General features: G+C 45.3%; 12 protein-coding genes. 2 read left to right on the forward strand and 10 right to left on the reverse strand.

Going from position 1 to position 12,016, the window contains the following annotated elements; translation table 11 throughout:
• The first annotated feature begins 144 nt into the window (after positions 1-144).
• Together I8U23_RS12950 and I8U23_RS12955 are read left to right on the forward strand one after the other, a co-directional pair.
• The gene (locus I8U23_RS12950; RefSeq protein ID WP_198051117.1) at positions 145-1,200 is read left to right on the forward strand and encodes an alpha/beta fold hydrolase; all 1,056 of its coding nucleotides are present in this window, start codon (positions 145-147) and stop codon (positions 1,198-1,200) included.
• A gap of 247 nt (positions 1,201-1,447) precedes the next feature.
• Complete coding sequence (locus I8U23_RS12955) at positions 1,448-1,657, forward strand: hypothetical protein (RefSeq protein WP_131470860.1); 210 nt, start codon at positions 1,448-1,450, stop codon at positions 1,655-1,657.
• Between the two features lie 65 nt (positions 1,658-1,722).
• Here the strand turns inward: I8U23_RS12955 and I8U23_RS12960 are convergent, their stop codons facing one another.
• The 10 genes from I8U23_RS12960 to lepB form a co-directional block, all read right to left on the reverse strand.
• Positions 1,723-2,454: a hypothetical protein gene (locus I8U23_RS12960; protein WP_198051118.1), complete on the reverse strand. Its 732-nt coding sequence runs from the start codon at positions 2,452-2,454 to the stop codon at positions 1,723-1,725.
• 142 nt (positions 2,455-2,596) lie between these two features.
• On the reverse strand, positions 2,597-2,905 hold the full coding sequence (locus tag I8U23_RS12965; protein ID WP_049719597.1) for a cytochrome C oxidase subunit IV family protein: 309 nt from the start codon (positions 2,903-2,905) through the stop codon (positions 2,597-2,599).
• Positions 2,906-2,908: 3 nt separating this feature from the next.
• On the reverse strand, positions 2,909-3,523 hold the full coding sequence (locus I8U23_RS12970) for a cytochrome (ubi)quinol oxidase subunit III (RefSeq protein WP_037996154.1): 615 nt from the start codon (positions 3,521-3,523) through the stop codon (positions 2,909-2,911).
• A complete protein-coding gene (gene ctaD, locus I8U23_RS12975) occupies positions 3,523-5,292 on the reverse strand; it encodes a cytochrome c oxidase subunit I (protein WP_231564615.1) in 1,770 nt (589 codons plus the stop codon). The genes I8U23_RS12970 and ctaD overlap by 1 nt, the downstream gene beginning before the upstream one ends.
• Before the next feature lie 196 nt (positions 5,293-5,488).
• Complete coding sequence (gene coxB, locus I8U23_RS12980; protein ID WP_049719596.1) at positions 5,489-6,442, reverse strand: cytochrome c oxidase subunit II; 954 nt, start codon at positions 6,440-6,442, stop codon at positions 5,489-5,491.
• Positions 6,443-6,609: 167 nt separating this feature from the next.
• Positions 6,610-7,560, reverse strand: a complete 951-nt coding sequence (cyoE, locus tag I8U23_RS12985; RefSeq protein ID WP_231564613.1) for a heme o synthase — start codon at positions 7,558-7,560, stop codon at positions 6,610-6,612.
• A 430-nt stretch (positions 7,561-7,990) separates the two neighbouring features.
• Complete coding sequence (locus tag I8U23_RS12990) at positions 7,991-8,401, reverse strand: ATP-binding protein (RefSeq protein ID WP_037996158.1); 411 nt, start codon at positions 8,399-8,401, stop codon at positions 7,991-7,993.
• A 12-nt stretch (positions 8,402-8,413) separates the two neighbouring features.
• Positions 8,414-10,195 carry an ABC transporter ATP-binding protein gene (locus I8U23_RS12995; protein ID WP_052186753.1) on the reverse strand — a complete coding sequence of 594 codons (1,782 nt, stop codon included), beginning with the start codon at positions 10,193-10,195 and terminating at the stop codon, positions 8,414-8,416.
• A gap of 167 nt (positions 10,196-10,362) precedes the next feature.
• The gene (gene codY, locus I8U23_RS13000; RefSeq protein ID WP_037996159.1) at positions 10,363-11,142 is read right to left on the reverse strand and encodes a GTP-sensing pleiotropic transcriptional regulator CodY; all 780 of its coding nucleotides are present in this window, start codon (positions 11,140-11,142) and stop codon (positions 10,363-10,365) included.
• A gap of 220 nt (positions 11,143-11,362) precedes the next feature.
• Positions 11,363-11,887, reverse strand: coding sequence for a signal peptidase I (gene lepB / locus I8U23_RS13005; protein ID WP_049719594.1), 525 nt, complete (start codon positions 11,885-11,887; stop codon positions 11,363-11,365).
• Positions 11,888-12,016 lie beyond the last annotated feature (129 nt).

The raw sequence follows: 12,016 nt of genomic DNA on the forward strand, positions 1-12,016 counted from the left end.
GGCTGTTTTTTCGTGTGATCCGATCATTCCGTTCTGTAATTTAGATTAAAATCCCGTTTTTTTGAAGGAAACCCCGGAGAAATGCAGAATTATTTTATCCCGACATATTTATCCATTGATTATGATGAAAAGGCAGGGAAACAAATGTTTAAGAGTCAAACCCCCAACAAAACGCTGGAGAATGGAACGGCAACCATTGAAACGATTCAACTGGGAATCGCAAAGCAATCCATTATGATACGGGGCCAAGACACCAGCCATCCAATTCTCTTGTTTTTGCACGGGGGTCCTGGATTTGCGCCAATCGGGTTTATGAGGCATTATCAAGAAGAACTGGAAAAGCACTTTATCGTGGTTCATTGGGATCAACGGGGAGCCGGAAAATCTTTTTCCGCAAAAATGGATCCAAAAGCCATCAATCTTGACCAGTTCGTCTCAGATACTCATGAATTGGTTCAAATCCTCTTGGAACGCTTTAAACAGAAAAAAATCTATTTGGCTGCACACTCCTGGGGCAGCATCATCGGAGCACGCTTTGCCAAAAAATATCCGTCTTTGCTCCACGCCTACATCGGCATCGGCCAAATGACCGATGTGCAAAAAAGCGCACTGCTCTCGTATCAGTTTGTATTGATTCATGCCCGACACAACCGGAAATTCTTGGCGATGCGTGCTTTGAAACGCATCGGCTATCCACCATATAAAGATTTGCGCCATGTGCTTGTACAACACAAGTGGCTGACTCGTTTCGGGGGATTGATTCGGAAGGGAAACCTTTTTCAATATTTGGCCAAAGGGTTCTTTTCTTCGGAGTATACACTTTTGGACTGGATTAAATGGATCCGGGGCTATCGGACTTCTTTCAAACGGCTCATGCCCCAACTGCTGCAAGTCAATCTTTTTGAAGAAATTCAAGAACTGAAGGTTCCGGCTTATTTCTGTGTGGGCCGTTATGATTTTTACTCTCCTTTTGAGCTGCAGGAACAATTTTACGAGCAGCTTGATGCCCCCGTAAAAGACATGATTTGGTTTGAAAATTCGGCGCATGCGCCTCATCTTGAAGAATCATCTTCGTTCCTCGTTTTGCTTTTGCGTGTCAAAGAAGAAAGCTTGTTATTCCAACAAAAAAAACTCCAAAATCAATCACATAAAGCGGCAAACGGCAAAGCCGGGGAACCGACCGTCAAACACGCGCCTTAAACCGGCTTGGCCCGGATCTTGAATTTCTCATTTTTTACAGTAAACCCGTCAAAATTTTGCGTTCTTTTCCATCGTGGCCGGTTATTGCTTTGTAATCATCTGAAATCTCTTGTGACTCTACAAAAAAAGGCTTTAGATCTCATGGGAAATATGAGAAAATAAGCTTAAGAGAAATTGATTGCTTCAATCAATTCCTCCTTAGCGGAAGTGGGACACCACAAAACCGAATAAGGAGAGGATGATTCTGTTGAATTATAAAGATGATTTGCATGGTGAAGACATTCTTTTGCCCGCTAACAAAACGGCTCCTTGTTCAATCTGTGGGAAAGAAGCATACTATGTTGAAATCAGCTTTGAATCCCCCATTTGTTCAAAAGAATGTGCAAAGCAAATGTGGAAAGAATATGTGGACACACAAGTATCCAGGAAATACAAAACGTTCAGTGATTTTTTATGAATATGCATAAACGATGAAAAACACCGCATAGTCCAAGCTATCGGTGTTTTTTAATTTTTGTCCTTTCACGGCCGGGTTCCCTGCACATGAAGAGGACCAATATTCATTTTTTTCAAAGGAATCGAATTCTCCATTTCCGCTTTTTGATCCACAAACCGGTATTCCGGCAGGAGTGTTTTTTTCTTTAAATCAACAGGCATCATAATCATGGCTTCCCCGTTGACATCCACCACTGCATAAGGCCTTGGTTCCTCCATGAACACCAGATATTCCTTTTGGTTTAAAGCAATCAAATAGCCACAAGCCCTGGAAATGGAAATCACCAAAACCATGAAAATCAGCCCGGCAATGAACCATTTTCGCTTGGAAACCATCCGGATCAACGCATATGTAAAAGCAACATACAACAAAAAGAAAAACAAAAGCACTTCCACCGAATAATGGAACTCAAAATCCAACCGCAACCCGAGCATAAATGCCACCGCCCCGGGCAAAAAAACGGGTAAAACCCATTTTCCATACCGGGCCACGATCGGGTATTGCAAATAGGCCAAAAGCACAAGCGACATGATCACAAACGCAAAAATGGAGAGAATGATGGCATTTAACCCCACACTCGCATAAAGGGCAGGCAATCCAAAATAAGCCTTGTAACTGACATCGGACAAATAAGCCGAAAAATAACCCAGTCCGGCGACCGCCCCGATGGCAATTCCCTCAGACACTTTCATAAAAGGAATGGAGCGCAAAAAGGTCTTTGGGTTGGTTAGGAGTTGATCTCTCAACAGATTATTCATGTTTCCTCCTGTTTTTTCGAAACGTGATCAATTTAACATAAAATAAATGATTTTTAATCTATAATTCTTTTATATATCCAGAGCCATTATATACAAAAACAAAAGCCTCTTGCTATCCAACAAGAGGCTTTTGCAATGACCTTTACATCAAAAAGATTCCCACAGCACTGATGACTGCGAAGAAAATGCCTGCCACAATAAATATCCTGTAGAAAGCCGTTCCTTTTTGATCCAGATGCATAAACGTAAACAACTGCAAAAACACCTGCACCGCACCCAAGATCAAAAGAACCGGCAAGACCAGGTGTTCCGGTGCCACATCGGTGGCGACCAGGTAAAAAGCAGCCGCTGTCAACACGATCATCACGGCAAACGAAATGAGATGCTTCGTCACGCGCTCTGATTTATGGGCAGACTGCTCGTTTGAAGACTGACTGACTTGTTGTGCCACCGTTTAGCCCACCTTTCCCAAAAGATAAACCAGGGTAAAGATAAACACCCAAACCACGTCAATAAAGTGCCAATACAAACTGGAAAGGAACAATTTTGGCGCCGTTTCCTTTGTGATCCCACGTTTGGCTGCCTGAATCATCAACCCCGAGATCCAGAAAAGCCCGAATGTGACGTGCGCACCATGGGTACCGACCAGGGCATAAAAAGCGGAACCAAAAGCACTGCTCATGAAAGTATGCCCCAAGCTCACATAATGAATGAACTCATAAATTTCCAGCACCAAAAAAGCCAGACCAAGCAGAACCGTGATTCCGAGCCATACCAGTGTTCCTTTCAAATGGCGCTGGTTCATTTTCACCATCGCAAGCACACTGGTCAAACTGCTTGTCAAAAGAATTGCCGTGGTGACCGCAACCAGTTCCAAGTCAAACAACTCGGTACTGTCCGGTCCGCCCATGTTTTGGCTGCGAAGAGCCAAATAAGAACCAAACAAACAAGCGAACAAGACGGTTTCGGCTCCTAAAAAGAGCCAAAAGCCCAAGACTTTGTTTTTCCCTTCCAGCGTGGCCGTTTCCAGATGTTGAGGCTTTTGGGCCGCTTCCGTTTGGGCTGCCATTATGCCTTAACCCCCTTTTCTTTGTCAATTTCCTCCGGATCGATATGATAGCCATGATCCTGCTCAAACGAGCGCATAAACATGGCAATGAAGACGACAATGATCCCGATAATCGCCGCGCTGAAATCGCCACGGGCAATGAATCCCAAACCGGCTACAAACAAGCCTAATGCCATCAAAAGAGGAATATAGGTCGGGGATGGCATATGAATGGGGCCCAACGGTTCAGCCGGTTGCATTTCTTTGTTTCCGGCCTGCTTTTCAAGCCACCATGCATCATAACCACGCACCAAAGGCGTTTGTTTAAAGTTATATTCCGGAGCCGGCGAAGGAATCGACCATTCCAAAGTCCGTCCATTCCACGGGTCTCCCGATGCTTTTTCGCCTTTTTTGAAAGTCAGAACAATATTCAGTGCAAACGCGATCGTACCAATTGCCATGAAGAGTGCGCCAATGGTACTGATGAAGTTCAAGGTTTCCAATCCGGCCCCTGCCTGGTAGGTAAACACCCGGCGCGGCATACCGAACAGTCCCAAGAAGTGTTGCGGGAAGAAGGTCAGATGGAAACCGATAAAGAAAGTCCAGAAGTGAACTTTACCCAATTTTTCGTTTAACAGTTTCCCGAACATTTTCGGCCACCAATAATAGGCACCGGCAAATAATGCAAAGACGGTTCCTCCGACTAATACATAGTGGAAGTGCGCCACGACGAAATAAGTGTCATGGTATTGGAAGTCTGCAGGCGGCGAAGCCACCATTACCCCGGTCATACCCCCCATCACAAAGGTGGGAATGAACCCGAGGGCAAACAACATGGCGGTTTTAAAGCGGATTTCCCCTCCCCACATGGTAAACAACCAGTTGAAGACCTTGATCCCCGTCGGAATCGCAATGGTCATGGTCGCAATCCCGAAAATGGAGTTAGCAACCGGTCCCAGTCCAACGGTAAACATATGGTGAACCCACACCATGAACCCGAGGAAAGAAATCAAAACCGTTGCAAAGACCATGGAGGTATATCCGAACAAGCGCTTTTTCGAGAACGTGCTGATAACTTCGGACATGATTCCAAACGCCGGCAAAATCACAATGTATACTTCCGGATGCCCGAAAATCCAGAACAAGTGTTGCCACAGCACGGCGCTGCCGCCCATCGTGTAATCGAAAAAGTTCGCACCAAACAAGCGGTCAAACATCAACAGCAACAAGCCGACAGTTAATGGCGGCATGGCAAAAATGATCAATGCGGACGTTGCAAACGTCGTCCATGTAAACAGCGGCAATCTCAAGAATGTCATTCCGGGAGCCCGCATGTTGATAATGGTCACCAGGAAGTTGATCCCGCTGAGCAACGTCCCGATCCCGGAAATCTGCAAACCGATCACATAGTAGTCCACACCCGGTCCGGGGCTGTATTCATTCAAGGCCAATCCCACATAGGAAGTCCAACCGGCATCGGGTGCACCCCCAAAAATCCAGCTGAGGTTTAAAATGACTCCACCCGCTGTAAAAAGCCAGAACCCGAGTGAGTTCAAAAACGGAAACGCAACATCACGCGCACCGATTTGAAGCGGAACCACCACGTTCATCAATCCGAAAATCAAAGGCATTGCTGCAAGGAAAATCATCGTGGTTCCGTGCATGGTTAACACTTGGTTAAAGGTGTCGCCAACAATAAAATCGTTATTGGGCACGATCAGCTGCAACCGCAGCAACAAGGCTTCAATTCCCCCGATGACAAAGAAAACGATCCCGGAAATAAAATACATGATCCCGATTTTCTTATGGTCCACCGTGGTAAGCCATTCCCAAACTTTGCTCTTCTTTACGAGACTGAGTAAATTTTTATTATAGCCTCCCGTAAAGATCGCCCATATGAAAAGAGCAAAGACGATCAATATTAAGAGCGTACCCATGGTGTTCCCTCCTTCTAACGTGATCCGTTACGATACGATGTGTGAAAAGTTATTTTCTGCTCATCAAATACTCCACAAGCGCTTCCATTTCTTGCGGTTCTAAATAGTCAATTTTCGGCATTTGCGCACCCGGTTTCACCGCAGTCGGGTCTTTCAGCCATTTTTTCAGATTCTCTTCGTCATGCGGCAAAATCCCTGCAATGGTGGAACGTGTTCCAAACTTGGTCAAATCCGGACCTTTGATGTTTTTGTTTGTTCCGGCATGACAACCCAGACAGTTTTGGTTGAACAATGCTTCCCCTTGTTTTTGCTGGGCGGTTTGAACGGTGGACGGTTGTTGCATTTGTGCCACCCATTTGTTAAAGTCGCTTTCTTCTTGAGCGATCACTTTAAAGTCCATTAAAGCATGGCCCGCTCCACACAATTCTGCACATTTCCCTTGATAAACACCCGGTTCTTTCGCATCCAACGGCAAGGTGTTTGTGCGTCCTGGAACGACGTCCACTTTTCCGCTGAGCGCGGGAACCCAGAAGGAGTGCAAAACATCTTTTCCTTCAATAATCAAATTCACTTTTTTCCCTACCGGGATATGTAGCTCTTGGGCTGTTTTGATTCCCAGGTCAGGGTACTGAAACTCCCACCAATACTGATACCCCGTCACCTTTACCGTGAGGGAGTCTTCCGAAGCTTTTATTTCCGACATGTTAAACGTGTATTTGACCGTCGGAATTGCCAATATCGTAAGCAAAATGATCGGAATAGCAGTCCAGACGATTTCCAGAACATTGTTTCCATGAACTTGTTCCGGCATCACATCTTTGCCTTTCCGTTTTCTGTACCGGATCAGCACGTAAATATAGATGGATATAACGACAGCAAAGACGCCCAACATGATGAATAAGGCTAATTTAATCATATCAAGCGACATCTCACCTGATGTCCCTTTCGGTTTCAAAACACTGAACCCGTCAACCCCGGAACATCCAGTGAGAGCCAGAGACATAATTGCGAATAAACTTAATACTCGCCATGCGCCTTTTCGACTCACCACATTTCCTACCTCGCTTTCTGTAAGGTTGATCCGACCCCGATCAACCGAAGCCGGACCAATCATTTTCACAGTGCATCAAATCTATTTATATCAAGCTCATGATAAGCACTGTATCGTATTTATAAAATGCGCATCAAATCACGAATCAAAACATCGATCACCATCGAAAGCAAAATCACCGTCAAGTAAATCAAAGAATAAAAAAACATCTGATTTGCCCACTTGATATCATCTTTTGCAGAAAAGCCGCGGATGGATAAAACGACATAAATCCCACCCAGCACAAGTGACACAATCAGATAAAACCAACCCAAAGTCCCTGTGTAAAACAACAAATAAGAAGAAGGGAGCAAAAGAATCGTAAAGAACAGTGTTTGTTTCTTGGTCTCATGAAACCCTTTGACGACCGGCAACATCGGAACTCCTGCCTGACGGTACTCTTCCACACGCCGCATCGCAAGGGCAAAAAAGTGAGGAGGTTGCCACATAAACAAAATGAGAAAGAGTGCCCAAGCATTCAAATCGATGGCCGGATTGGCCGCAACCCAACCGATCATCGGCGGAACAGCTCCTGAAATCCCGCCAACCACTGTGTTTAAAGTACTGGTTCTTTTTAACCATAAACTATAAATCAAAACATATACCATTACCCCGATAAATGCAACAAATGCAGCAAGAATGTTCACACCGACAGCCAATAACATGAGTCCCAAAAGGGTTAATGTCAGACCATACCATAAAGCGGTAGCCGGTTTGATTCTTCCGTCAGCCACCGGGCGGCTCTTGGTACGTTCCATCAACGGGTCAATGTCCCTGTCGATAAAATTGTTCAATGTGCAACTGCCTGCAATCGTAAGTGCGGTTCCGAGCAAAGTCAGGATCAAAGTGACCAGATTCAAATCCGTCAATCCCGCCGCTACAAAATACCCTGCAAACGTGGCAATCAAATTACTCTTATTAATCCCCGGTTTCGTAATTTCTATATAATCACGCCAGGAGGCTTTATTTTTCGATTCCACAGAATCTAACATCTGCTCAGATGCGGTTTGCTCGGACACAGTATGGTTCACCCGTACAAACCTCCTTTCTACCAAGAAACCATCTTCAACTGGAAATGACTGTTGAAGAAAGGGAACAATATAATTTAACATAATACAAACAAAGAAAAAAACACAAATTCCTTTACATGCTCTTTTGTTCTCTTTCTCGGGCATGTTGCAAAAAAAGAGATACTTTTTGCCTAATTACCATCATCATTTTAGATGATAGAACCCCTTCGTGCAAGAGCAGGTAAAAGCGCTGCCGTGCGATCAAACAGTTTCCTTCATTTTTTATTATTGCCCTCGCGGCCCTTTTTTCTGCAAAAAACCTTTTCACTCATTAGTCTAATCGATTGTTCCAAGCGGAAGATGACATATTTGTGAACATTTTTCCCGGCCTGCAACGGCAATGGAAACCAAATGGCCGGCTTATCCAAAATAAGGTTTTTTAATGGGTGGATTATGAAATAATGGGTTTGTTTTTCAACCATTTGACCGCTTCGAGGCAAGTGCCGGATTCAACCGGAATTTGCCTTAACTCATCCATCAGCATATATACATGCTGAAGGCCGGAAGTTTCCCCGACTTGCCGGGCTTTTCCTTTTGCCAATTCTTCCAGGTTGTTTAATCCCGGCCCTTCGTCACGGACTTGAATCTTCAACCCTTTGCGTCCCCCTTCTTCCTTTACCGGGGAAATGGTCAAAATCCCCTTGTCAGCATATTGCACCACATTTTGGGCCAATTCCGACATGGACTGGACAATCCGCGATTGTTCCAGTTCGTCAAAACCAATTTCCTTTGCCATTTCCCTCACTTCACTCCGTATGTGGAAAATATCCTCTTCTGCATGGATCTCAAATCTTTTCTGCATGTTTCCCCTCCATCACGTGGTAAGCTTCCGGTCCGCTTCCGCCGATGTCCCGTGGTCGAAGTTTTGCACCCGGTAAAGCTCGGCATATTTGCCGTTTCGGCGCATCAATTCATCATGTGTGCCATGTTCGATCAACCGGCCATGGTCAATGACAAAAATCTGGTCGGCATGGGTAATCGTCGACAAACGGTGGGCAACGATCAAAGTGGTGCGGTCTTTGGCCAAACGCTCCAAAGATTCCTGGATTAAGTGCTCCGTTTGCAAATCCAGTGCCGAGGTTGCTTCATCCAAAATCAGAATGGACGGGTCTTTCAAAAAAACACGGGCAAGCGCAATCCGCTGCCTTTGCCCTCCTGACAATTTAATGCCCCGTTCGCCAATTTCAGTATCGTACCCTTGGGGAAGCTCTTGGATAAAGTCATGGGCATTGGCCGCTTTGGCCGCCTCAACAATTTCATCAAAGGATGCATCCACTTTTCCCAGCCGGATATTTTCGCTGACCGTCCCGCTGAACAAGATGTTTTCTTGCAAAACCATCCCGATTTGTTTCCGCAAACTGTTTAAAGTAAAAGAGCGGACGTCACGGCCATCGATGCGGATTTGTCCTTGATCGACATCATAGAAACGCGGAATCAGGGAAATAAAAGATGATTTTCCTCCGCCGCTTGGACCCACCAATGCAACGGTTTGTCCCGGAGCGATTTTCAGATCAATGTCTTCCAACACATAATCCTGATTCTCGTGGTAACGGAAACTGACATGGTCAAAGATAATTTCCCCCTTAACCCGTTCAACGTTTTTAGCATCCGGCAAATCGGTGATGTCATAAGGCTCATCCACAAACTCAAACACCCGGTCCATCGATGCAAAAGCCTGGGTCAGTGTGGTTGAAGAGTTCACCAAGCGCCGGATCGGGTTGTAAATCAATCCCATGTATCCGTAAAAAGCCGTCATTTCACCAATGGTCAGCCGTCCTTGAACCACCAGGTAACCGGACACGCCAATCACCAGAATGGGTGCCAGATCGGTGATGGTATTGATGGCTGCAAACGTTTTGGCCACCCAGCGGGTTTGGTTGAGGGCTTTGTCCAAGAAATGCCGGTTTCGCTGTTCAAACTGTTTCTGTTCGTGATTTTCCAAATGGAACGCACGGATGACTGAAATGCCTTGGACCCGCTCATGCAAATGCCCTTGCAATTCAGCCAAAGCCTGTGAACGCTCTTTGGTGGTTCTTCGCATATTTTGGAAGAAGTACTTGACGGAGATGGCATACAACGGAAAGACTGACAAAGAAATCAGTGTCATCCACGGATCCAGCCAAAGCATGAAACCGACGGCAATAAGCAGGGTGGATAAATCCAGCCAGATATTCATCATGCCGGTAATCACAAATTCTTTGGTTTGTTCCACATCGTGAATGACCCGGGAAATGATTTGCCCCACTTTGTGATTTTGGTAATACCGCAAGGATAACTTTTGAATATGATCAAAAAGTTTGTTGCGTATGTCAAATAATACTTTGCTTGCAGTCCATTGGGCAAAGTATTGCCGGAAATATTCCACCGGAATTCTGATCACCGTGAACACAAAAAGGGCCGCCAACATCACCCACATCAATTTTTGTATCTTATCCTGAGCCGGCAACGATGACAAAAGCAAATCATCCACCACATATTTCAAAAGCAGTGGAAGAAGCAACGGAATCCCGAACTTCACGATCCCGATGATCATCGTCAGAGTGATTTCTTTCCAATATGGCTTGACAAATTGAAGATATCGCTTCATGCTACCCATTTCTTTCAACCCCTGTATGTTAAGAACTGACTTCTATTATAACAGGGTACAAGAATCGGATCACCAATAAGGGGAAGATCTCCCCTTTCGTCCGTACAGACAACCATTGCAAAACATACATGGCAAAAAACACCGGCCCCTTGAACAAGGGACCGGTGTTTTATCCATCAGTGACGGGCTTTTTCCAAAGCCGGCAACAATTTCGGATTCAGGATTTTGATGTAGGTTCCTTTCATTCCCAATGAACGGGATTCCACAACCCCGGCACTTTCCAGTTTGCGCAGAGCATTTACGATGACGGAACGTGTAATTCCCACACGGTCGGCAATTTTGCTTGCGACCAAGAGCCCTTCCATGCCATCCAATTCGTTGAAAATGTGTTCAGCCGCTTCCAACTCGCTGAAGGACAGGGAGTTGATGGCCAGCTGTACAACCGCACGGCTCCGTGCTTCCTCTTCAACTTGGCCGGCACGCTCACGCAAAATTTCCATTCCCACGACGGTTGCCCCATACTCTGCCAAGATCAAATCGTCTTCTTCAAATTTATTGTTCAGACGGGACAATACCAATGTTCCCAAGTGGTCACCGCCACCCATGATCGGAACAATCGTGGTGTACCCGTTTTTGAACATCTCTTTCATTTCAGTCGGATAAGCCGTGTACGGGCTGTCCACATCCACGTTTGTCATGGATTTGTCAACTTCCATGAGCAATTTTGCATATTCCGGCGGGAATTCACGGGTTTTCAAATACTGATTCATCCGTTCATTCTCGACGTCATGGTTGATCGCCATTCCCAACAGTTTTCCTTCAGGCCCGACGACATAGATGTTGGCGCCGATAATGTCACAAAGCGCTTCTGCAACCTCATCAAAATCCACCAGGTTGTGACCTGCGTTTCTTTGCAAAATTTTGGAAATGCGTCGTGTTTTGTTCAATAGATCCATATCCATAACCTCCAAGTTCATTTTCTTTGATTCTTGTATGTTTATGGGCCGTCCTTTTGACCGTCCAAAAGACGGGTTATTTTTAACGGGATTGAATTCCGGGGAAAATCAATAAAAGTAAACACTTACCTATTATGCGACATTTAAGCAATTACGCAATTTCAATTCTGTGAACAATTTTCGACTTTTATACCTATTCCAAATTGTTTCCTTTATGGCTTTAAAGGGAAGAACCGGACAAAGACCGCCATAAGATCCGTTCCACTTTTCCATTGATCAATTCGCAGGGAACAAATCCCACGCTTTCATAACGGCTGTCTTTGCTGGCATACCGGTGCCGGTTATCTCCCATGACGAATACTGTCCCCGGCTTTACCCGGACGGGTCCGAAATCCCCGTCTTCGATCTTGGTGTCAATATACTCTTCGACTGCTTTTTTCCCGTTCAGGTATAAATATCCATTTTTCACTTCAATGATGTCCCCTCCGACACCCACCACCCTTTTCACCAAATAACGCCCGGGATTGGATGGATCTTGAAACGTGACGATATCTCCCCGTTTTGGTTCATTCCACAAGAATGTAAATTTGTTCACAAGGAGATAGTCCCCGTCATGAAGTGTCGGCTTCATTGATGTCCCGTTCACAACGGATAGTGCAATCCCGTAATGGTTGACCGCCCAGGAAAACAAGATTGCATAGATGAGCACAAACACCCATTTATACAATCGTTTCACCAAGTCCATGTTCATTCACTCCATCATCTACCCCCAATTCTCGCAAGGTACCGGTGATACCGGAAGGAAGCAGACGCGGAGCAAAAGGTTTCTGACGACACGGTGAAGACAAAGAATGAATCTTTTTTTTAAAAAAGA

This window comes from Thermoactinomyces sp. CICC 10735, from assembly GCF_016055175.1.
Lineage (GTDB): Bacteria > Bacillota > Bacilli > Thermoactinomycetales > Thermoactinomycetaceae > Thermoactinomyces > Thermoactinomyces vulgaris.

Excerpts from the sequence above, each read along its gene's own strand:
- codY (WP_037996159.1), bottom strand. The coding sequence starts at position 11,142 with ATGGATCTATTGAACAAAACACGACGCATTTCCAAAATTTTGCAAAGA.
- lepB (WP_049719594.1), bottom strand. The coding sequence starts at position 11,887 with ATGGACTTGGTGAAACGATTGTATAAATGGGTGTTTGTGCTCATCTAT.
- I8U23_RS12990 (WP_037996158.1), bottom strand. The coding sequence starts at position 8,401 with ATGCAGAAAAGATTTGAGATCCATGCAGAAGAGGATATTTTCCACATA.
- I8U23_RS12995 (WP_052186753.1), bottom strand. The coding sequence starts at position 10,195 with ATGGGTAGCATGAAGCGATATCTTCAATTTGTCAAGCCATATTGGAAA.
- ctaD (WP_231564615.1), bottom strand. The coding sequence starts at position 5,292 with ATGTATTTTATTTCCGGGATCGTTTTCTTTGTCATCGGGGGAATTGAA.
- I8U23_RS12950 (WP_198051117.1), top strand. The coding sequence starts at position 145 with ATGTTTAAGAGTCAAACCCCCAACAAAACGCTGGAGAATGGAACGGCA.
- I8U23_RS12970 (WP_037996154.1), bottom strand. The coding sequence starts at position 3,523 with ATGGCAGCCCAAACGGAAGCGGCCCAAAAGCCTCAACATCTGGAAACG.
- coxB (WP_049719596.1), bottom strand. The coding sequence starts at position 6,442 with ATGTCTCTGGCTCTCACTGGATGTTCCGGGGTTGACGGGTTCAGTGTT.
- I8U23_RS12960 (WP_198051118.1), bottom strand. The coding sequence starts at position 2,454 with ATGAATAATCTGTTGAGAGATCAACTCCTAACCAACCCAAAGACCTTT.